This is a genomic window from Pseudomonas sp. G3-39, assembly GCF_054790485.1.
Genome location: NZ_CP186497.1, coordinates 4,565,087 through 4,585,622, shown reverse-complemented (window position 1 = coordinate 4,585,622; position 20,536 = coordinate 4,565,087). Strand labels below are relative to the sequence as shown.

The window sequence follows — 20,536 nt, the reverse complement described above, 5'->3', positions numbered from 1 at the left end:
GTGCCGGCCTCTTCGCGGGCCCAGTCACTCTAAGTCTTGAAGCTTTCCACTGACGAAAAGGCGCCACACCATGTCCCTGCACCTGATCATCGGCGACAAACTGCTTTCCTCCTGGTCCCTGCGCGCTGCCCTGGCGCTGGAGCTGACCGGCGCTCCCTACAGCGAAGAACTGATCAAACTCGGCAAGCCCGACACCCGCGAGAAGCTGCTCAAGCATTCGCCGACCGCCAAGGTGCCGCTGCTGCAAACTTCTCGCGGCACCATCGCCGACTCTCTGGCGATCGCCGAATACCTGGCCGAGCAGTTCCCGTCCGAACAGCTCTGGCCAACCGACCTGTTTGCCCGTGCCCAGGCGCGATCCGCCTGCGCGCAGATGCACAGTGGCTTTTTCGCCATGCGCAATCACATGCCGTTCAACTTGAGCCACGACGCACCGCTCAACCCGGTGCCGCCAGAGGTGAGGGTCGATATCGAACGCATGCTCGCGCTGTGGGCTGAATGCCGTGCTGCCGCCACGGAGCCTGGGCCGTATCTGTTTGGCCGGGTGAGCCTGGCTGACGCGTTCTTCGCCCCGATTGCCGTGCGCCTGCGGACTTACCATGTGCAGTTGCCGACGGTTGATGAAGCCTATGTTGAAACCGTCTACCAATGGCCCGCCTTCAAGGCGTGGCAAAAGGCTGGACTGGAGGAGTTGAATCCGTGAAACGCGTACATGTCGCGGCTGCCGTCATTCGTGACGACAGCGGCAAAATCCTCATCGCCCGTCGTGCCGATACCCAGCATCAGGGCGGCTTGTGGGAATTTCCCGGCGGCAAGGTCGAGGCTGACGAATCGGTCGAAAGCGCACTGGCGCGCGAGCTGCAGGAAGAGCTGGGTATTGTCGCTGGCGCCGCTCGTCCACTGATCAAGGTGCGCCACGATTACCCGGACAAGCAGGTACTGCTGGATGTCTGGGAAGTGTCGAGCTTCAGCGGTGAGCCGCACGGTGCCGAAGGTCAGCCACTGGCCTGGGTGACCGCCAAGGATCTGCTGAACTACGAGTTCCCGGCGGCCAATCAGCCGATCGTGGCCGCGGCGCGCCTGCCCGGCGAATACCTGATCACGCCGGAAGATCTGGAGGCCCCGGCCTTGCTGCGCGGCATTCAGAAGGCGATTGCCGGCGGGATCAAACTGATCCAGTTGCGCGCGCCGAACGGCTATGACCCCAAATACCGCGATCTGGCGGTGGATGCAGCCGGTCTGTGTGCCGGCAAGGCGCAGTTGATGATCAAGGGGCCGTTCGAATGGCTCGGCGATTTCCCGTCGGCCGGTTGGCACATCACCGCCGCACAACTGCGCAAATACGCCGAAGCAGGGCGGCCGTTACCGCCTGAGCGCTGGTTGGCGGCTTCGTGCCACAACGCTGAAGAACTGGCACTGGCCGAGCAGATGGGCGTGGATTTCGTCACCCTGTCGCCGGTTCAACCAACCTTGACCCATCCGGATGCGCAGCCGTTGGGCTGGGAGCAGGCTTCGACGTTGATCGAGGGCTTCAGCAAACCGGTGTTTCTGTTGGGTGGGGTTGGCCCGGCGGAACGTGAGAGGGCCTGGGGTGTTGGCGCGCAGGGTGTGGCGGGGATTCGCGCGTTCTGGCCAGAAGCTTGATTATGTTGTGAGGCTGATGGCCTCTTCGCGAGCAAGCCCGCTCCCACATTTGACTGCATTCCAACTGGATGAATGCAATCAACTGTGGGAGCGGGCTTGCTCGCGAAGGCGTCCTTACAGGCGCTAGATATCTGAAGGTTTCGCCGCCGGTTGCCACAAGATCTCCGCAATCCCCTGCCGCCGCGCAATCAACCTTGCGGCCACGAACAACAGATCCGACAGCCGATTGATATACGCCAAACCAACCCCGGCCAACGGCTCGATCGCGTTCAAGTGCTGACAACGGCGCTCGGCACTGCGCGCCAGACTGCGGCAAACGTGAGCCTGGGCAATCAGCATCGAACCACCCGGCAGAATGAAATTCTCCAGCGGCCCCAATTCCTCGTTCCATACATCAATCGCCGCTTCCAGGCGCTCGATTTCTGCCGTGTTCAGCGCCTGATATTCCGGCATCGCCAGCTCTCCGCCGAGGTCAAACAACCGATGCTGACAGGGGGCGAGCACGTCGATCAGTTCATTCAATCCCGGGAACGCCTCGCGCTCGGCGATCAACCCGGCCAGCAGCACACCGACCTGACTGTTCAGCGTGTCGACTTCGCCAATCGCTTCGATCCGCGGGTGATCCTTGGGGACGCGGCGGCCATCGCCCAGGCCGGTTTCGCCGGTGTCGCCGGTGCGGGTGTAGATCTTCGACAAGCGAAAGCCCATGGGTTACCTCGGTAGTTGATTGGTTTCGGCGGCGATGGCCGACGGTTGGGTCAGTGGCAGGCGCAGGGTGAAGCAGGTGCCCTGGCCCGGCGCCGATTGCACTTCCATCTGCCCTTTGTGGTTGTTGGTGATGATGAAGTACGACACCGACAGCCCCAGCCCTGTGCCCTGGCCGATTTCCTTGGTGGTGAAGAACGGCTCGAAGGTGCGTTTGCGCACGTTCTCGCTCATGCCGATGCCGTTGTCCTCGACCTGGATCTCGGCCCATGGCGGGTTCAGTTTGGTGCGCAAAATGATCCGCCCCGGCTCGCTGTCGTCTTCGCGCTGGTGAATGGCTTGCGCGGCGTTTTTCAGCAGGTTGAGCAGCACTTGTTCCAGTTCGTTGGCGGTGCCCGGAACCGGGCCGAGCGCCGGGTCGAACTGGCGGATGATTGCCTGGCCCTTGAAGTCGAAACCGATCGCCAGATCGAAGTCGTTGCCAGCAATTTCTACAGCCTGATCGATCAGCGCGGGCAGATCGCACGGGGCCATTTGCCGGGTGCTGCGCCGGCTGAAACTGAGCATGTGCGTGACGATTTTTGCCGCGCGGGCGCCGGCCTGCTGGATGCCGTCGAGCAATTTCGGTACTTCGCGGCTTTGCAGGTAACGGTTGACCGTGTCCAGTTCGATGCCGAGCTGTTCGGCGGTTTCGAGGTTCTTCGGCAGATCCACCGACAGCCGCCGGCGAATGTTCTGCACGTTGTGCAGGATCGCGCCCAGCGGGTTGTTGATCTCATGGGCCATGCCGGCGGCGAGACCACCGACCGAAAGCATTTTTTCCGACTGCACCATCATTTCTTCCAGCGACAGGCGCTGGGTGATGTCGTCGATACGGATCACCACACCGCGCCCGGCACCGCCCATCAGTGGGTAGAAGGTCAGGGCGTAGTGCTTGGGCTCGTCGTCCTTGAACCAGGTCACCCGCTCGATCTTCGCCACGGTGTGTTCTTCCACGGTCTGCTTGAGTTGCGGCAGAAACGGCTTGAGCGGTTCGAAGGCGAGGAAGATCGGCTGGTTCAGCGCTTCATCCAGGCGCGTGCCGGAGAGGGCGCTGGCCTCCTGGTTCCACTGGGTCACGTAGAGCTGTTCGTCGAGAGCGATCAGCGCCGAGGGCATGGAGTCGATGATGCTGTTGAGGTAGTTCTGGAAGCCGGTGAGCTTCTTCTCGATCTTGCTCCGAACCTGGACTTCCAGCTCCAGTTTTCGGTTGGTGTGGCGGGTTTCTTCGGCCAGGCCCTGGGCCTGATCGTAGGCGGCCTGCGAGTCATCGCGGGCCCGTTTGAGCTGCTGTTCGCGGGCTTCGATGCGCGAGAGCATGGTGTTGAACGCCTCGGCGAGGCTGCCGATTTCATCGTGGTTGCCGCGTGAGGCGCGCAGGGCATAGTTCTCTTCGCGAGTGACCTGACGCGACAGTTCTTCCAGCTCATGGATCGGGCGGGTGATCAGGCGTTTGATCTGCCGCGCAATCACCAGCCACAGCAGCACACTGAAAATCAGGATGCCGAGACTGGCAGTCAGGGTGCCGGTGTAGAACGCCATCGGCAGTTCACTGCTGGCGACCAGCAGCAAGTGCCCGGGCGCGGTGCCGGGGCGGGGCAGGGTGATCAACTGATTGCTGCGAAACTCGGTGAGCTGCCAGGCTTCGACGTGTCGATAGCGTTCCGGCAGATTGAGCTTGTCGCCACGCTGCACCTGGGCGATGCGGTCACCCTTGCCGTCATACAACGCGGCGGCGCGCAGTGGCGAATAGCTGTCGAGTTCCTTGAGCAGGCGTTCGGCGCTCTGGGGCGACTCGAGGGCTTGTGCGACCAGACTAGGGTTGGAGATCAGTCGGCCGATGGTCTGCAAAGCTTGCGGCGCCATGCTTTCCTGGGAGATGTAATAGGCGGCGCTGATAAAGGTCAGGTTGGCGACCAGCAGGACGGTGGTCAACAACACCAGCAGGGCGGCCAGCAGTTTCTGGCCGACCGGCAGGTTTTCAAGGCGCTGGCGCAATGGCATCAGGTTTATCGCAGCAAAGGAACAAGTGGCCAGCGTAGCCGCTGCTCAGTCGCTGGGCAATCCAAGGCTGCGCAGATGGCCGACCAGACGTTGCTGCAACTGAGTGAGGTGCGGCAGGTTCAGTTGATGACGGCTGGCGACTTTGCAGGCGTGGCCCAGCAGATAGCTGATTTCGGTGCGGCGGCGGTTGGCCACGTCCTGATACATCGACGAGTAATTGGCCGCCGTGGCGTGAATCACCCGTTCGACTTCCTGTTGCAGATTGACCGCGGCTGCCGGTTGACCGCAACGCTCCAGCAACTCGGCCAATTCGCTGCACAACGTGGCGACTTCGCATTGATGCTGTTCCAGCCCGCCGTTACGGCAATCGTGGAGCACGGTCAGCGGATTGATCGCGCAATTGAGTGCCAGCTTGCGCCACAACCGGGTGAGGATGTCGGTGCTCCATTCATGGGGGATTTTCGCCGCCTCAAGATCGTCCAGCCAGATCGGCGCCACCGGATGGCCGGCATCGCCTAACCAGGTGAAACCGTGGCCGGCAAACACCACGCGCCAGTCGCCGTCGCGGAACGCGCCTTCGGTGCTGGAGGCGCTGATGCAGCGTGCCTGCGGAACCACCGCTGCGACCGCGTCCTGACTGCCGAGACCGTTCTGCAGCAGGATCAGCTCGGCATCTGCGCTCAGGCGCGGGGCGAGGCGGGCGACGGCGTTTTCGGCGTCATAGGCTTTGCAGGCGACCAGCAGGCGGCGGATCGGCTCCGGGTCGTCCGCCGTTTGCGCAGGGACGGCATAGGTCGTGGCTGCGCCGTGTTCGACCAGCGTCAGACCACCGGCCGCCTGATAGCTGCGCAAGCGCTCGGCATCCCGCACGATCAGCCGCACCGGCAGACCGGCCCGCGCCAGACGCGTGGCCCACAGGGTGCCGAGGCTGCCGGCGCCAAGAACGTGCCAAGGGGTGGACATCAGTTTTTCACTCGGTAAGGTACTGGCATGCAAGGCTCGCCGTATCGGTGGGAAAAGACCCGTTATAATGAGCCGGATTTTAACCGCAAGCCAAGCGCGCTCCCTCCTTATCGAGCGCGCCTTTTTATTGGAGAGATTACATGCCGTCGTTCGACGTGGTATCCGAACTGGACAAACACGAGCTGACCAACGCGGTCGAGAACGCCGTGAAGGAACTTGATCGTCGCTATGACCTGAAAGGCAAAGGCAGCTTCGAGTTCAAGGAAAAGGACCTGACCGTCAACCTGACCGCTGAAGCCGGGTTCCAGCTGGAAGCGATGATCGAGATCCTCAAGCTGGCTCTGACCAAGCGCAAGATTGATGTGCAGTGCCTTGAAGTCAAAGATGCTTACGCCTCGGGCAAGCTGATGAAGCAGGACGCCATTCTCAAAGAAGGCATCGACAAGGAGCTGGCGAAGAAAATCGTCGCTCACATCAAGGACGCCAAGCTCAAGGTGCAGGCCGCCATTCAGGGCGAGCAGGTGCGGGTGACCGGCAAGAAGCGCGATGACCTGCAGGAAGCCATCGCGGCTCTGCGCGCCAAGGAATTCGGCATGCCACTGCAGTTCAACAACTTCCGCGACTAAGTCCGGTCAGAAGATTTGTGGGAGCGAGCCTGCTCGCGAAGGCGGCGTGTCAGTCAACCTCCTGGCTGAATGACACACCGCCTTCGCGAGCAGGCTCGCTCCCACATTTGATTTATGTGCACCCCGGCGGGTTTCTGCCGCTTATCTTTCGCGTGCCGAATGGCCGGAAATCAGGAGATGGAAGATGGATTTGAATGCTGAGGTAGACAACCTGGTCAAGGCGTCCCAGGCGTGGATTCCGATGATCATGGAATACGGCAGCCGCGTGCTGCTGGCGGTGATTACCCTGGCCATTGGCTGGTGGCTGATCAACAAGGTCACGCAAAAACTCGGCGGTCTGCTGGCCCTGCGCAATGCCGACCTGGCGCTGCAAGGCTTCATCAGCAGCCTGGCGAATATCATCCTCAAGGTGCTGCTGATCGTAAGTGTGGCCTCGATGATCGGCGTGGAAACCACCTCGTTCGTGGCCGCGATCGGTGCTGCCGGCCTGGCCATCGGTCTGGCGTTGCAGGGCAGCCTGGCGAATTTCGCCGGCGGCGTGTTGATTCTGCTGTTCCGTCCGTTCCGTATCGGTGACTGGATCGAAGCGCAAGGTGTGGCGGGTACGGTCGACAGCATCCAGATTTTCCACACCGTGCTGCGTACCGGTGACAACAAGACCATCATCGTCCCGAACGGCAATCTGTCGAACGGCATCATCACCAACACCAACCGTCAACCAACCCGCAAAGTGGTGTTTGACGTGGGTGTGGATTACGAAGCTGATCTGCAAAAGGCCCGTCAGGTGCTGCTGGATCTGGCCAAGGATGAGCGCGTATTGCAGGACCCTGCGCCACAAGCGGTCATTTCGACGTTGGGTGACAGTTCGATCACTGTTTCCCTGCGTGTGTGGGTTAAAACTGCAGACTATTGGGACGTGATGTTCATGTTTAACGAACAGTCCCGTGACCGTTTGAAAACTGCCGGTATTGATATTCCGTTTCCACAGCGGGTTATTCGAGTAGTTCAGGAATCGGCTGTTCAGTAATACCACTGATACTTGGCCTTGCGGTCAGTTAATGAGTGGACTAACCCAAGAGCTGTCCGCACTCTTGGGTTTTTTATGTCTGATCTAGATGTTCGTTGGCTAATAAGTAGCTAGCTACTATTGTTTGTACGGTCAGAAACAGGAAGGCAGGGCAAACTTGATTCATAAAAAAACCGCTCACCTGAGTCAGGTGAGCGGTTCTTGTTAGAGCAAAGCTCTACAGTACGTCAGCTGCATATCCCGATTAGAGGATGTTCAGTGGGTACTCGACGATCAGACGGGTGTCGTTGTTGTCAGACGCGTAGCCGCTGTACGCGCCGTTCGAACGGTACATGGCGTAACGCAGACGGAACGACAGATCCTTGGCTGGACCTTCCTGGATCACGTACTTGGACTCGGCGTTCCACTCGTTTTCTTTACCTTCACCCAGACCGTTGGTCTTGATGTTGTCACCCTTCACGTAGCGGGTCATGAAGCTCAGGCCAGGAACGCCATAAGTCTTCATGTTCAGGTCGTAACGAGCTTGCCAGGAGCGTTCTTCACGGCCCACGAAGTCGGAGATCTGAATGGAGTTGGCAACGAAGATGGTGCTGTTGCCGTCAACGCCATAGTAGTAGGCATTGTCGCCGCTGGAGCGCTGGTGAGCGATGGTGAACTTGTGCGCGCCGAGGCTGTAGGCTGCTGCCAGGGACCACAGTTTGTTGTCTACGCCACGGGTGTCGTTGTCAGGGGTTTCGTCGCCAATGGCGCTGACCAGGTTGCCACGCTTCTCGCCTTCGGTTTTATAACCGTTGAAGTCGAAGTTCAGCGACTGGTCTTCGGCGATAGGCAGGGTGTAGTTCAGATTGATGTATTGCTTCTTGAAGTACTGGTCGGCATCCGAAGCGGCAAATGCACCGGTGAAGTTGTCGGTGAAAGCATAGCTGGCGCCGAAGATGTTGATGCTGGTCAGGCCCTTGCCACCGTTGCCGTTCTCATCAGGCAGACCGCCGATGCTGTCGCGGCCCATGCCGGTTTGCTTGCTCAGGGCGGTGAAGCGACCTGCGCTCAGTTCCAGGCCTTTGATCTCTTTGGAAGTGATCAAGGTACCGGTAGCCACTTCTGGCAACAGACGGCTGTCGTCAGTGGCGAAGACCGGGCTGGCAACGAATTGCTGACCGTATTTCAGCACAGTGTCGGAAACGCGGAATTTGACAGCGCCGCCGATCTTGCCTTGGGATTTCTCTTCGTTGCCGTCGCTATCAATCGCGAACAGGCCGTTACCACGACGACCCGAGCCACCGTCCAGCTTGACCGAACCCATGGCCATGGCGTCGAGACCGAAACCTACGGTGCCTTGAGTGAAGCCCGATTCGTAGGTCAGCAGTTGGCTGACACCGGTGTCCTGGCGATAGCCGCTTTCAAAACCCGGGGTGCCGTCTTTCTTTGCAACGTTACCGGCACCATTTTTGTAATCGCGGTTCATGTATTCCATACGAGTCTTCAGTTTCAGACTCTGGTCTTCCAGGAACCCTTTGGCGTCATCCTGCGAAGATGCCATTGCGAACTGCGAGGTGCCTGCTGCAACAGCCAGGGCGATCATGCTCCACTTCATCACGCGCATCGTGATTTGCTCCTTTGGTTTTTAGAAGAGTACTGCCGTCCCACCTGTTTTATTATCTGGGCGGCTCTTTCTTTTTGTGTCGGCGCAAACTTATATCACGCCGACAATGTTGGCGATACTTGCTAATCCAACCTTTCACCTTCTTTACGACGCTGTCGCAGATGGCTTTGTAGATGTCGCAAATTCACAGTACCGATGCAATCGGATCGACAACTTTCTCGCTGTTTTTCTAGCCTTTTGCATCGCTAAAAAAGAGTCCCTGGCAAAACACTTGAATCTCCATCGGGCAACCCTGCCACTGTTTTTGTTGGGCCTAAGGCTCCCACTTCCCGTGGTGCGCTTATAGTCCATATGGGTACGAATGCAACAAGCGTGCACAAACTGCTTTCTCTATGCGGTTATTTTTCTGAACACTCGTCACTCGCTGTAAAAACCTCATAAATACTGGGCCTCAAGCCCTTCTTTATCAGGGCTTGACGCCATCCCTCGCTTGGTGTTGTCGAGCAGGTTCGTGCGCGCGACAACGAAAAACGTTACCGGTTCACCCCGCCGGTGAGTATTCGGCGGATGCCCGACGCAATGAGCGTAGACGCGCTGTGCGGTTTTGGTGCAAAAATTTTTCCAGTTGTTCCGGATTCATACAGTTTGAGCGGGAGCAGGGGATAAACGCTTTGGGCTTTTCTGGTCATTTCATTGTGCTGCACCGCGCAGTCGGTTCCGTCATGGTGCGTGCCGCCCGAAAATGTCGCATGCAGGAGCGTTGAGCAATGTCTGTCCTGGCACGCTCATCGTGAAGCCCGGCGCATTCGCAGGTATGCTGCCTGCCTGTCGCTTGGCGTCATGTCTGTCTGTATGGCCGCTAAGCTGAATTGTGTAGATCAGCCGGGAGTGCACGCAGTGTTTGCTTTAGATTCACGACTTCAACAGGACACCCTGACCATCGGCGATTTCCCGCTCTGCCGGCTGCTGCTGTCCAACGATGCCAATTACCCGTGGTTCATCCTGGTGCCTCGTCGCGACGATATCAGCGAGTTGTTTCAGTTGGATGTCGCCGACCAGCAGCAGTTGTGGCAGGAAACCACGGCGCTGGCCGAGTTGCTCAAGGACTTGTTCGATGCCGACAAGCTGAACGTCGCGACGCTGGGCAACGTTGTCAGCCAGTTGCATATGCATGTGATCGTGCGCAAGCGTGACGACGCGGCATGGCCGGCGCCGGTCTGGGGCAAACACCCGGCCAAACCCTACAGCGCCGAGCAGGTCGCGAGCATTCGTGAGCGGTTGCGTCTGGTGCTGACCGAACACTTCACGTTTCTGGAGGGTTGAACCATGAACCTTGAAGAACGCGTCACCGATCTGGAAAGCCGTCTGGCTTTTCAGGATGACACCATTCAGGCGTTGAACGACGAACTGGTGGCGCAGCAGCGGGTGATCGAGCGCCTGCAGTTGCAAATGGCGGCGTTGCTCAAGCGTCAGGAGGAGATGGTCGGGCAGTTCGATTCTTTCGAGGAAGAGGCGCCACCACCGCATTACTGATGCCAACACCTTTATGCAGGCGTAAAAAAACCGCGAGCAGCCTGGCTGTTCGCGGTTTTTTATTGCCTTGGATCAGCGACGCGGCAGGGCGGCGATCACGTCCTCGGCTTGCAGGCCTTTATCCCGGTTCATCACCGAGAACTCAACGCGCTGGCCTTCGACCAGTACGCGGTGGCCTTCGCCACGGATTGCACGAAAGTGCACGAAAATATCATCGCCGGAATCCCGGGAGATAAAGCCGAAGCCTTTGGACGTGTTGAACCACTTGACGGTACCGGTATCGCGGTTGCTCATGTCATAGCTGACAGGTGCGGCAGTCGGTGAAGATTTGTAGAAGCTCACCGCCAGATGCACAACCACGGCAACCAGAGCGATCACCAGGCTGAACAACACCGCCGGTTGACCGGCGATGACTGGCATCGGTGCGATCAGGGTCAGGGTTTGCAGGACGACAGTCAGCACGAGAAGAGCGCTGACCAGATTTTGCAGATGCTGGCGCGGGCCTTTGTTCCAGTAAGGAATCACTGGAGCGATGACCAGATTCAGCAGGCCGAAAAAGGCCAGGTAAAGTGCATCGGGTTGTTGCAGGTAAGGAACGGCTTCGGATTTCAAGCTAGGTATGAACGACAGCAGCAAGGCCGCTGCGCCCATTAGCAGGTGGACGATTTTCAACATTTTGATTGGCTCACGTTATGACGGCTCACAAGGAAGAGCTGAAGGCGCACGGTTCGCTTCGGAACAATAAAGAGGCGTTGGACACGTGCCCGGCATCAGCCTATGCGCGACACCCCCGAAAAATGGGGCGTAGCGACACACTGCCTATTTAACAGCAAAGCCTGCAGCTACTCAAATTACCCCGGCCAGCGGCACGTGCCCGGTCGATTTGTCGCATGGCGAGTGAAGATTGTCGGCTGCGAGGTGGCGGCTGCCTTGCTAGAGTGGGTCTGCACCTGTTGGATGAATTCAATCGCCTTAGGGGGTAAACATGGCAATCGATATCGGTATCAGTGAAGAAGATCGCAAGTCCATCGTCGAGGGGCTGTCGCGGCTGCTGTCGGACACCTACGTGCTGTATCTGAAAACCCATAACTTCCACTGGAACGTCACCGGTCCCATGTTCAGGACCCTGCATCTGATGTTCGAAGAGCAATACAACGAGCTGGCGCTGGCGGTGGATCTGATCGCCGAGCGTATCCGCGCTCTGGGTTTTCCTGCGCCGGGTGCCTACGCGACTTACGCGCGTCTCTCCTCTATTAAAGAAGAAGTCGGGGTGCCAAGTGCCGAGGACATGATCAAGCAGTTGGTCGATGGCCAGGAAGCGGTCACCCGCACCGCTCGCGGCATCTTCCCGCTGTTGGACAAGGTCAGCGACGAGCCGACGGCCGACTTGCTGACCCAGCGCATGCAGGTGCATGAGAAGACCGCGTGGATGTTGCGCGCGTTGCTCGAGGCCTGATAGTCCGGTGCGCGGACGTCCGCAGGGTGTGGATGTCCGCATACTGTTTCAAATCTTACTGAAGATGTCGGCTTATCCTACGCTGCTGGGCAACTAGTCATCTGGCGCTGACTTTGCGTCTGCGTTTTTATGAAGGCACAGGATGTTGTCTTTATAAAAGCAGCGATGACAAAGGAGTGTCAGCGATATGGTAGGTGGAGACAGGCGATGCGAGCACGTCGGTTCGCAACGGGAAATGAAGGTCGATCCGTTTGTCAGCGATTTCGATTTTGAGCTGATCCGGCCGCTGGCCAGATCAGTGCGTTTGAACGGCTTTGCCACTTGCTTGAGGCTCGAGCAGGTTTACTGGAACATTCTTGGTGACATGGCCGGGCACAACGGCTGTTCGGTCAGCACGCTGCTGTCACATGTGGACCGCGAAGTGCACCTGCGCCACGGCGGGGTGAAAAACTTCAGTGGTCTGGTACGGGTGGTGTGCGTGATGAATGGCCTGCGGGATACACCGGCGGCCTTCATGCCCTGAACGGGCAATACTTGAAATGACGTGGCGGGCTGTGCAGTCTTACGGCTGCACAGCCCGCATTTAATGGATATAATCCCGCTCTTTCGCCGCAAAGCCCTGCGCGCGGTGGCAATCTGATCGCCGAGACACCCCCATGCCGATGTACGATTATCAATGTGCTTCCTGTGGTCATCAGTTGGAAGCCATTCAAAAGATCAGCGAGGCACCGCTGGTCGACTGCCCTGCCTGTCAGGCGCCAGAGCTCAAGAAACAGCTGTCCATGCCGGGTTTTCGCCTCAGCGGCAGCGGTTGGTACGAAACCGATTTCAAGACCGGAGCCAAGAAGAATCTGGCCGGTGGCGACAAATCTGACTAGGGTTCAGGCCCAGGTCGAACGACACGCGTGAGATTTCGCAGTGCTTGAGTGCGACGGGATCTCCACCGAATTTCGAATTACGAGAAGCGAAACCACTACCATGATGCGCAGCCATTATTGCGGCCAACTGAACGAAAGCCTGGAAGGCCAGGAAATTACCCTTTGCGGATGGGTTCACCGTCGTCGCGACCACGGCGGGGTGATTTTCCTCGATATCCGTGATCGTGATGGTCTGGCTCAGGTGGTGTTCGATCCGGATCGCGCCGAGAGCTTCGCCGCCGCCGATCGCGTGCGCAGCGAATACGTCGTGAAAATCACCGGTAAGGTGCGTCTGCGTCCGGCCGGTGCGACCAACGCCAACATGGCGTCGGGCATGATCGAAGTGTTGGGCTACGAGCTGGAAGTGCTGAACGAGTCGGAAACCCCGCCGTTCCCGCTCAACGAATACTCCGACGTCGGCGAAGAAACCCGCCTGCGCTACCGCTTCCTGGACCTGCGTCGTCCGGAAATGGCCGAGAAGCTGCGTCTGCGTTCGCGCATGACCACCAGCATCCGTCGTTTCCTCGACGAGAACGGTTTCCTCGACGTCGAAACACCGATTCTGACCCGTGCTACCCCGGAAGGCGCCCGCGACTACCTGGTGCCGAGCCGTACTCACGCCGGTTCGTTCTTCGCGCTGCCGCAATCGCCTCAGCTGTTCAAGCAACTGCTGATGGTTGCCGGTTTCGACCGTTACTACCAGATCGCCAAATGCTTCCGCGACGAAGACCTGCGTGCCGACCGTCAGCCTGAGTTCACTCAGATCGACATCGAGACCAGCTTCCTCGACGAAAAAGACATCATGGGCCTGACCGAAGGCATGATCCGCAACCTGTTCAAGGAAGTGCTGGATCTGGAATTCGGCGAATTCCCGCACATGACCTTTGAAGAAGCCATGCGTCGTTACGGTTCCGACAAGCCGGACCTGCGTAACCCGCTGGAACTGGTCGACGTTGCCGACCAACTCAAAGAAGTCGAGTTCAAGGTGTTCAGCGGCCCGGCCAACGATCCGAAATGCCGTATCGCTGCACTGCGCGTTCCAGGCGGGGCGAGCATGCCGCGCAAGCAGATCGACGACTACACCAAGTTCGTCGGCATCTACGGTGCCAAGGGCCTGGCCTACATCAAGGTCAACGAGCGCGCTGCCGGTGTTGAGGGTCTGCAATCGCCGATCGTGAAAAACATCCCTGAAGCCAACCTCAACGTGATCCTCGATCGCGTCGGCGCGGTTGACGGCGACATCGTGTTCTTCGGCGCCGACAAGGCCAAGATCGTCAGCGAAGCCTTGGGCGCGCTGCGTATCAAGCTGGGCCATGACCTCGACCTGCTGACCTGCAAGTGGGCGCCAATGTGGGTCGTCGACTTCCCGATGTTCGAAGAAAACGACGACGGCAGCTTCTCGGCGCTGCACCACCCGTTCACCGCACCGAAGTGCTCCCCTGAAGAGCTGGAAGCCAATCCGGCCGGCGCTCTGTCCCGCGCCTACGACATGGTGCTGAACGGTACCGAGCTGGGTGGCGGTTCGATCCGTATCCACCGCAAGGAAATGCAGCAAGCGGTGTTCCGCCTGCTGGGTATCAATGAAGCGGAACAGGAAGAGAAGTTCGGCTTCCTGCTCGACGCGCTGAAGTACGGTGCACCGCCGCACGGTGGTCTGGCCTTCGGTCTGGACCGTCTGGTGATGCTGATGACCGGCGCCCAGTCGATCCGTGAAGTGATTGCTTTCCCGAAAACCCAGAGTGCTGCGGACGTCATGACGCAAGCGCCGGGTGTGGTGGATGCCAAGGCGCTGCGCGAGCTGCACATTCGTTTGCGCGAAACGCCAAAGGCTGAGTAAGACGGGCCTGAAGGCGCATCTTCGGATGCGCCTTTTTTCTTTCTGTAGAGAGCAGGTCGAGATTTTTTGTTTGCTGGCCACTGCGTGAGCAGGGCGGGCAACGTTTCAAGAGAATTCGGAGCGAGTTATGGCAGGTCATTCCAAGTGGGCGAACATCAAGCACCGCAAAGAACGTCAGGATGCCAAGAGAGGCAAGATCTTCACCAAGTGGATCCGTGAACTGACCGTTGCGGCCCGTCAGGGCGGCGGCGATCCGGGTTCCAACCCGCGTCTGCGCCTGGCTCTGGACAAGGCCCTTGGCGCGAACATGAGCCGCGACATCATCGATCGCGCCGTTGCGCGTGGCGCCGGTGCGACCGAAGCGGACAACGTTGAAGAGTTGACCTATGAAGGTTACGGCCCGGGCGGCGTGGCGGTGATGGTCGAGTGCATGACCGACAACCGCAACCGTACCGCAGCGGCCGTACGCCATGCATTCAGCAAGTGCGGCGGCAACCTTGGTACCGACGGTTCGGTCGCCTATCTGTTCGAACGCAAAGGGCAGATCAGCTTCGCCCCGGGCGTCGATGAAGACGCGCTGACCGAAGCGGCGCTGGAAGCCGATGCCGACGACGTGGTCAGCCATGAAGACGGCTCGATCGATGTGTTCACCTCGTTCACCAGCTTCTATGCGGTGCGTAACGCGCTGGAAGCGGCGGGTTTCAAGGGTGACGACGCAGAAATCGTCATGCAGCCGACCACCAGCGCCGAACTGGATCTGGAAGGCGCGGAGAAGGTGCTCAAGCTGATCGACATGCTCGAGGATCTGGATGACGTGCAGAACGTCTACTCCAACGCGGACATTCCGGAAGACGTGGCCGCTCAGCTCGGTTAAGAGCGACTAGGCTTCAATGTGGGAGCGGGCTTGCTCGCGAAGGCGGAGTATCAGCAAGCATCAATGCTGAATGACACACCGCTTTCGCGAGCAAGCCCGCTCCCACATTGGTTATTCGCTGTTTTGAATTTCTTGTTTTTACCGACTCCGCAGGCGTTATGACTTTAATTCTGGGTATCGACCCCGGCTCGCGCATCACCGGTTACGGGATTGTTCGCGATACCGGCCGCGGCGGCTGCATCTATGTGGCCTCGGGCTGCATTCGTACCGGCGCCGGTGAGTTGCATGAGCGGCTGCAGATCGTTTATCGCGGCGTGCGTGAAATCATTCAGACCTATGGCCCGGTGACCATGGGCATCGAAAAAGTGTTCATGGCGAAAAACGCCGACTCGGCCCTCAAGCTCGGCCAGGCTCGCGGCGCCGCCATTGTGGCTGGCGCTGAAGAGTGCCTGGAGATTGCCGAATACACCGCCACCCAGGTCAAGCAAGCCGTGGTCGGCACCGGCGCCGCCAATAAAGAACAGGTGCAGATGATGGTCATGCACATGCTCAAGCTGACCAGCAAACCGCAGATCGATGCCTCGGATGCCCTGGCCATCGCGATTTGTCACGCGCACACCCGTTCCAGCCTGCTGCCGCATGGCCTGGGAACCGCACGCAGTCGTGGCGGGCGCCTGCGTCTCTGATAGCATCAGCAATCATTTTTGCGGAATGCGGATTTCGCGCCTGGGTCGTCGGCCCGATTCCCGCCTTCCATCTGTCGCCAGCCCACGGCTGGTCAACGCTCAAGGATCTGAAACGTGATTGGACGCTTGCGCGGCACCCTGGCTGAGAAACAGCCGCCGCACCTGATTCTGGATGTAAATGGCCTCGGGTATGAGCTGGAAGTGCCCATGACCACCCTTTATCGCTTGCCGTCGGTCGGTGAACCGCTGACGCTGCACACCCATTTGGTCGTACGCGAAGACGCGCAGTTACTCTATGGCTTTGCCGGCAAGCGTGAGCGAGACTTTTTTCGCGAGTTGATCCGTCTCAATGGTGTCGGGCCGAAACTGGCCTTGGCCTTGATGTCGAGCCTGGAAGTCGATGAACTGATTCGCTGCGTGCAATCCCAGGACACCTCGGCGCTGACCAAGGTCCCGGGGGTCGGCAAGAAAACCGCTGAGCGCCTGCTGGTTGAACTGAAGGATCGCTTCAAGGCCTGGGAAACCTCGCCGGCCATGTTCGCCCTGGTGCCGAATCAGCCGGACGGCCCGGCGCCGGTCAACACCGCTGAAAACGATGCGGTCAGCGCGCTGATTTCCCTGGGCTACAAGCCGCAGGAAGCGAGCAAGGCGATTACCGCCATCAAGGACAAGAATTTGAGCAGTGAAGACCTGATCCGCCGCGCCCTGAAGGGAATGATTTAAGTGATTGAAGCTGATCGTCTGATCGCCGCCGCGCACAGCCCGCGCGAGCGCGAAGAAGTCCAGGATCGGGCCATTCGCCCGGTCAGTCTGGCCGACTATATTGGCCAGCCGACCGTGCGCGAGCAGATGGAACTGTTCATCCAGGCGGCGCGTGGTCGCAGTGAATCGCTGGATCACACGCTGATCTTCGGGCCGCCGGGTCTGGGTAAAACTACGCTGGCCAACATCATTGCCCAGGAAATGGGTGTGTCGATCAAGAGCACGTCGGGCCCGGTGCTCGAGCGTCCGGGAGATCTGGCGGCACTGCTGACCAATCTTGAGCCACACGACGTGTTGTTCATCGACGAAATCCATCGTCTGTCGCCCATCGTTGAAGAAGTGCTGTACCCGGCGATGGAAGATTTCCAGCTCGACATTATGATCGGCGAAGGGCCGGCGGCGCGCTCGATCAAGCTTGATCTGCCACCGTTCACCCTCGTTGGCGCCACGACCCGTGCCGGCATGCTGACCAACCCATTGCGTGACCGCTTCGGTATCGTCCAGCGTCTTGAGTTCTACAGCACAGCGGATCTGGCGACGATTGTCAGTCGGTCGGCGGCGATTCTCGGTCTGCCGCTGGATCCGGAGGGTTCTTTCGAAATCGCTCGTCGTGCCCGTGGTACGCCGCGAATCGCCAATCGTCTGCTGCGTCGGGTGCGCGATTTTGCCGAAGTGCGCGCCAAGGGCCATATCACCAAGTCGGTGGCCGATCTGGCGTTGAACCTGCTGGACGTCGATGAACACGGTTTCGACCATCAGGACCGGCGCCTGCTGCTGACCATGATCGAGAAGTTCGATGGCGGCCCGGTGGGTATCGACAGTCTGGCGGCGGCGATCAGTGAAGAGCGCCATACCATCGAAGATGTGCTGGAGCCGTACCTGATTCAACAGGGTTACATCATGCGTACGCCACGGGGCAGGGTGGTGACACGGCATGCATACCTGCATTTCGGTTTAAACATTCCGTCACGAATGGGTGAAATGCCCGTGGCAGACGAGTTTCTCGATGCCGTGGACGATTGATACACATTTTTTGGCGATTTATTCAGCGTTTGTACTGTCACAGGACGGTACTTTTGCGGTAAAGCCTTAAACACTGAAAAAACAGTTGCCTGGCCGGATTGGCAACCCGAGGAGTAAGCACTAGAGTATGCGCGCGCAAAACGGGCTTGAGCCGTTCGCACATCGTTGTCGCGTTTATTACGAGGACACCGATGCGGGCGGCATCGTGTATTACGTTAATTACCTCAAGTTTATGGAACGGGCTCGAACCGAGCGGCTCCGGACGCTGGGCTTTGCCCAGTCGGAACTGGCCGGGGAGGACCTGTTGTTTGTCGTGCATTCCAGCGAAGCGCGCTACCACGCGCCGGCGCGACTGGACGACGAACTGCTGGTAAGCGCTGATGTAATCGAATTGAACCGTGCCAGCCTGCGCTTTAAACAGCAGGTCAGGCGGGCCACGGATAATGTGCTGCTCTGTGAAGGGCAGTTTCTGGTGGCCTGCGTGCGCACCGACAGTTTGAAACCCCGGGCCATGCCCGAATCCTTGCGTGCGGCCTTTGCCGACGCGGGCGGCACGGGTACACACTCAAAGCAGGAGATAAAGCGTGGAAGCTAACGTCGTCGACCATTCCTCCATGTGGAGCCTGGTCAGCAATGCCAGCATCGTGGTGCAGTTGGTAATGTTGACCCTGGTGGCCGCATCGGTGACCTCATGGATCATGATCTTTCAGCGCAGCAATCTGCTGCGTGCCGGTCGACGCGCCCTGGAGAGCTTCGAAGAGCGCTTCTGGTCGGGTATCGATCTGTCCAAGCTGTACCGTCAGGCCGGCAGCAACCCTGATCCGGATTCGGGCGTAGAGCAGATCTTCCGTGCCGGTTTCAAGGAATTCTCCCGTCTGCGTCAGCAGCCAGGTGTTGACCCGGAAGCGGTGATGGAAGGTGTGGCCCGTGCCATGCGCGTTGCCATCTCCCGTGAGGAAGAGAAGCTGGAGCAGAGCCTGCCGTTTCTCGCCACCGTTGGTTCGGTCAGCCCGTACATCGGTCTGTTCGGTACCGTGTGGGGCATCATGAACTCCTTCCGCGGTCTGGCCAGCGCCCAGCAAGCGACCCTGGCCACTGTGGCCCCGGGCATCGCCGAAGCCCTGATCGCCACCGCGATCGGCCTGTTCGCCGCGATCCCGGCCGTTATCGCTTACAACCGTTTCTCTGCCCGCAGCGAAACCTTGCTGAGCCGCTACTACACCTTCGCCGATGAGTTCCAGGCGATCCTGCACCGCAAAGTGCACACCAGCGAAGAATAAGCAGGTATTTCCCGATGGCTTTAATCGCTCGAGCCCGAAACAAGCGCAAGCCGGTCGCCGAGATGAACGTGGTGCCATACATCGACGTGATGCTGGTGCTGCTGGTTATCTTCATGGTGACCGCGCCGATGCTCAATCAGGGCGTGAAAGTGGATCTGCCCAAGGTTTCCAGCGAAGCCTTGCCGCAGGACAACAACACTCAGGTGCTGACCATTTCGATCAAGGCTGACAAGACCTACTACTGGAACCTTGGCAGCGAAGTCGATACCGAAAAGCAGCAGGACAGGGCAATGACCCTGCCGCAGATGACTGACGCGGTGACCAAGATCATTCGCGCCGGCACTGAAGGCGGCAAGCGTACCCAGGTCTTTATCCGAGGCGACAAGTCGGTCGACTACGGCGCCGTGATGGGTGCCATGGGCGGGTTGCAGAAAGCCGGGGTCGGTAATGTTGGTTTGATTACCGAGGCCCCCTGATGCAGCAACAGCGAGAGCCGTCCGCCTCGGAAAGCTACTTCTGGCCTAGTGTTCTGGCGATTGTCCTGCACGTGCTGGTGTTCGGCATGCTGTTCGTCAGTTTCGCCTTTACACCCGAGTTGCCGCCGGCCAAGCCGATTGTCCAGGCGACCCTGTACCAGTTGAAATCGAAAAGTCAGGCAACCACCCAGACCAATCAGAAGATTGCGGGTGAGGCGAAGAAATCCGCCGCGCGCCAGACCGAAGTCGAGCAGATGGAACAGAAAAAGGTCGAGCAGGAAGCGGTGAAGGCTGCGGAACAAAAGAAAGAAGAAGCGGCTCAAAAGGCCGAGGAAGCCAAGAAGGCCGATCAGGCGAAGAAAGCGGACGAGGCGAAAAAGGCTGATGAAGCCAAGAAAGCCGACGATGCGAAGAAAGCCGAGGCCAAGAAGGCAGAAGAGAAACAATTGGCTGATATAGCCAAGAAGAAAGCCGAAGAAGAAGCCAAGAAGGCGGCTGAAGAAGAGGCCAAGAAAGCGGCCGCTGAAGAAGCCAAGAAGAAGATCGTCGAAGACGCGAAGAAGAAAGCCGCCGAAGACGCCAAGAAAAAAGCTGAAGCTGAAGAGGCGAAGAAGAAAGTCGCCGACGAAGCGAAGAAGAAAGCTGCTGCCGATGCTGCGAAGAAGAAATCGCAGGAAGCGGCACGTAAATCCGCTGAAGAGAAAAAGGCTCAGGCCCTGGCAGATTTGCTTTCCGACACGCCACAGCGTCAGCAGGCCTTGGCCGATGAACAGGGTGACGAAGTCGCGGGCAGTTTCGATGACCTGATTCGTGCGCGAGCAGCGGAAGGTTGGGCGCGTCCGCCTTCGGCACGCAAAGGCATGACGGTCGTGCTGCAAATTGGCATGTTGCCGGACGGTACGGTGACTTCGGTCAGCGTGGCCAAGTCCAGTGGCGATGGTCCGTTCGATGCGTCGGCAGTTGCGGCAGTGAAGAATATTGGACGTTTGACAGAAATGCAGGGAATGAAGCCGAGCGATTTCGCTCCGTATCGTTCATTCAAGATGACATTCACACCTGAGGATCTAGCCTTGTGAGAAAC

The 20,536-nt window shown here is 58.9% G+C and carries 23 protein-coding genes; 18 read left to right on the top strand and 5 right to left on the bottom strand.

The genetic code is table 11. The features are described 5' to 3' along the window. The first annotated feature begins 70 nt into the window (after positions 1 to 70). Both ACOYXG_RS20615 and ACOYXG_RS20610 read left to right on the top strand, forming a co-directional pair. Positions 71 to 703 (top strand): glutathione S-transferase family protein, encoded by a 633-nt coding sequence (locus ACOYXG_RS20615; RefSeq protein ID WP_460353690.1) that lies wholly within the window; start codon positions 71 to 73, stop codon positions 701 to 703. Then, positions 700 to 1,644 carry a Nudix family hydrolase gene (locus ACOYXG_RS20610; protein WP_460353687.1) on the top strand — a complete coding sequence of 315 codons (945 nt, stop codon included), beginning with the start codon at positions 700 to 702 and terminating at the stop codon, positions 1,642 to 1,644. The genes ACOYXG_RS20615 and ACOYXG_RS20610 overlap by 4 nt, the downstream gene beginning before the upstream one ends. Positions 1,645 to 1,767: 123 nt before the next feature. Here the strand turns inward: ACOYXG_RS20610 and ACOYXG_RS20605 are convergent, their stop codons facing one another. Genes ACOYXG_RS20605 through ACOYXG_RS20595 form a run of 3 tightly spaced genes read right to left on the bottom strand, consistent with a single transcriptional unit; the run spans position 1,768 to position 5,355 of the window. Next, positions 1,768 to 2,352, bottom strand: a complete 585-nt coding sequence (locus tag ACOYXG_RS20605) for a cob(I)yrinic acid a,c-diamide adenosyltransferase (RefSeq protein WP_027612526.1) — start codon at positions 2,350 to 2,352, stop codon at positions 1,768 to 1,770. 3 nt (positions 2,353 to 2,355) lie between these two features. Beyond that, positions 2,356 to 4,392 carry a sensor histidine kinase gene (locus ACOYXG_RS20600; RefSeq protein ID WP_460353683.1) on the bottom strand — a complete coding sequence of 679 codons (2,037 nt, stop codon included), beginning with the start codon at positions 4,390 to 4,392 and terminating at the stop codon, positions 2,356 to 2,358. A gap of 45 nt (positions 4,393 to 4,437) precedes the next feature. Beyond that, entirely contained in the window at positions 4,438 to 5,355 is a 918-nt protein-coding gene (locus ACOYXG_RS20595) for a putative 2-dehydropantoate 2-reductase (protein ID WP_285373539.1), read from the bottom strand. A 140-nt stretch (positions 5,356 to 5,495) separates the two neighbouring features. Here ACOYXG_RS20595 and ACOYXG_RS20590 point away from each other — a divergent pair, with 140 nt between their 5' ends. Next, positions 5,496 to 5,981, top strand: coding sequence for a YajQ family cyclic di-GMP-binding protein (locus ACOYXG_RS20590; RefSeq protein ID WP_003227548.1), 486 nt, complete (start codon positions 5,496 to 5,498; stop codon positions 5,979 to 5,981). 184 nt (positions 5,982 to 6,165) lie between these two features. Then, the gene (locus ACOYXG_RS20585; RefSeq protein WP_027612528.1) at positions 6,166 to 7,008 is read left to right on the top strand and encodes a mechanosensitive ion channel family protein; all 843 of its coding nucleotides are present in this window, start codon (positions 6,166 to 6,168) and stop codon (positions 7,006 to 7,008) included. 244 nt (positions 7,009 to 7,252) lie between these two features. Here the strand turns inward: ACOYXG_RS20585 and ACOYXG_RS20580 are convergent, their stop codons facing one another. Next, positions 7,253 to 8,611, bottom strand: a complete 1,359-nt coding sequence (locus ACOYXG_RS20580; protein WP_027612529.1) for an OprD family porin — start codon at positions 8,609 to 8,611, stop codon at positions 7,253 to 7,255. Between the two features lie 897 nt (positions 8,612 to 9,508). On the opposite strand from ACOYXG_RS20580, the gene ACOYXG_RS20575 reads away from it, so the two are divergent. After that, the gene (locus ACOYXG_RS20575; RefSeq protein ID WP_027612530.1) at positions 9,509 to 9,934 is read left to right on the top strand and encodes an HIT family protein; all 426 of its coding nucleotides are present in this window, start codon (positions 9,509 to 9,511) and stop codon (positions 9,932 to 9,934) included. Between the two features lie 3 nt (positions 9,935 to 9,937). Further along, a complete protein-coding gene (locus ACOYXG_RS20570; protein ID WP_007962092.1) occupies positions 9,938 to 10,144 on the top strand; it encodes a SlyX family protein in 207 nt (68 codons plus the stop codon). A 72-nt stretch (positions 10,145 to 10,216) separates the two neighbouring features. Here ACOYXG_RS20570 and ACOYXG_RS20565 read toward each other — a convergent pair whose 3' ends face one another. After that, on the bottom strand, positions 10,217 to 10,819 hold the full coding sequence (locus ACOYXG_RS20565) for a cold-shock protein (protein ID WP_096795089.1): 603 nt from the start codon (positions 10,817 to 10,819) through the stop codon (positions 10,217 to 10,219). A 310-nt stretch (positions 10,820 to 11,129) separates the two neighbouring features. On the opposite strand from ACOYXG_RS20565, the gene ACOYXG_RS20560 reads away from it, so the two are divergent. The 12 genes from ACOYXG_RS20560 to tolA all read left to right on the top strand — a co-directional run bounded on the left by ACOYXG_RS20560 (position 11,130) and on the right by tolA (position 20,531). Continuing rightward, positions 11,130 to 11,600, top strand: a complete 471-nt coding sequence (locus ACOYXG_RS20560; RefSeq protein ID WP_007912745.1) for a Dps family protein — start codon at positions 11,130 to 11,132, stop codon at positions 11,598 to 11,600. Between the two features lie 187 nt (positions 11,601 to 11,787). Continuing rightward, positions 11,788 to 12,123 (top strand): ribbon-helix-helix domain-containing protein, encoded by a 336-nt coding sequence (locus ACOYXG_RS20555; RefSeq protein ID WP_096795088.1) that lies wholly within the window; start codon positions 11,788 to 11,790, stop codon positions 12,121 to 12,123. Positions 12,124 to 12,256: 133 nt separating this feature from the next. Next, the gene (locus tag ACOYXG_RS20550; RefSeq protein WP_003227532.1) at positions 12,257 to 12,478 is read left to right on the top strand and encodes an FmdB family zinc ribbon protein; all 222 of its coding nucleotides are present in this window, start codon (positions 12,257 to 12,259) and stop codon (positions 12,476 to 12,478) included. 100 nt (positions 12,479 to 12,578) lie between these two features. Continuing rightward, the gene (gene aspS, locus ACOYXG_RS20545) at positions 12,579 to 14,354 is read left to right on the top strand and encodes an aspartate--tRNA ligase (RefSeq protein ID WP_003227530.1); all 1,776 of its coding nucleotides are present in this window, start codon (positions 12,579 to 12,581) and stop codon (positions 14,352 to 14,354) included. A gap of 127 nt (positions 14,355 to 14,481) precedes the next feature. Continuing rightward, positions 14,482 to 15,228: a YebC/PmpR family DNA-binding transcriptional regulator gene (locus ACOYXG_RS20540; RefSeq protein ID WP_003227527.1), complete on the top strand. Its 747-nt coding sequence runs from the start codon at positions 14,482 to 14,484 to the stop codon at positions 15,226 to 15,228. Positions 15,229 to 15,386: 158 nt separating this feature from the next. Next, positions 15,387 to 15,914, top strand: coding sequence for a crossover junction endodeoxyribonuclease RuvC (ruvC, locus tag ACOYXG_RS20535; RefSeq protein ID WP_007962095.1), 528 nt, complete (start codon positions 15,387 to 15,389; stop codon positions 15,912 to 15,914). A gap of 114 nt (positions 15,915 to 16,028) precedes the next feature. Then, positions 16,029 to 16,637 (top strand): Holliday junction branch migration protein RuvA, encoded by a 609-nt coding sequence (ruvA, locus tag ACOYXG_RS20530; protein WP_003227522.1) that lies wholly within the window; start codon positions 16,029 to 16,031, stop codon positions 16,635 to 16,637. Further along, a complete protein-coding gene (ruvB, locus tag ACOYXG_RS20525; RefSeq protein ID WP_007962024.1) occupies positions 16,638 to 17,699 on the top strand; it encodes a Holliday junction branch migration DNA helicase RuvB in 1,062 nt (353 codons plus the stop codon). It begins immediately after the preceding gene. A gap of 127 nt (positions 17,700 to 17,826) precedes the next feature. After that, the gene (gene ybgC / locus ACOYXG_RS20520) at positions 17,827 to 18,294 is read left to right on the top strand and encodes a tol-pal system-associated acyl-CoA thioesterase (protein ID WP_027612533.1); all 468 of its coding nucleotides are present in this window, start codon (positions 17,827 to 17,829) and stop codon (positions 18,292 to 18,294) included. Continuing rightward, the gene (tolQ, locus tag ACOYXG_RS20515) at positions 18,284 to 18,979 is read left to right on the top strand and encodes a protein TolQ (protein WP_007912733.1); all 696 of its coding nucleotides are present in this window, start codon (positions 18,284 to 18,286) and stop codon (positions 18,977 to 18,979) included. Before ybgC ends, tolQ begins: the two co-directional genes overlap by 11 nt. Positions 18,980 to 19,002: 23 nt before the next feature. Then, a complete protein-coding gene (gene tolR / locus ACOYXG_RS20510; protein ID WP_161794900.1) occupies positions 19,003 to 19,455 on the top strand; it encodes a protein TolR in 453 nt (150 codons plus the stop codon). After that, positions 19,455 to 20,531 carry a cell envelope integrity protein TolA gene (tolA, locus tag ACOYXG_RS20505; RefSeq protein ID WP_097085954.1) on the top strand — a complete coding sequence of 359 codons (1,077 nt, stop codon included), beginning with the start codon at positions 19,455 to 19,457 and terminating at the stop codon, positions 20,529 to 20,531. Before tolR ends, tolA begins: the two co-directional genes overlap by 1 nt. The last annotated feature ends 5 nt before the right edge of the window (positions 20,532 to 20,536 follow it).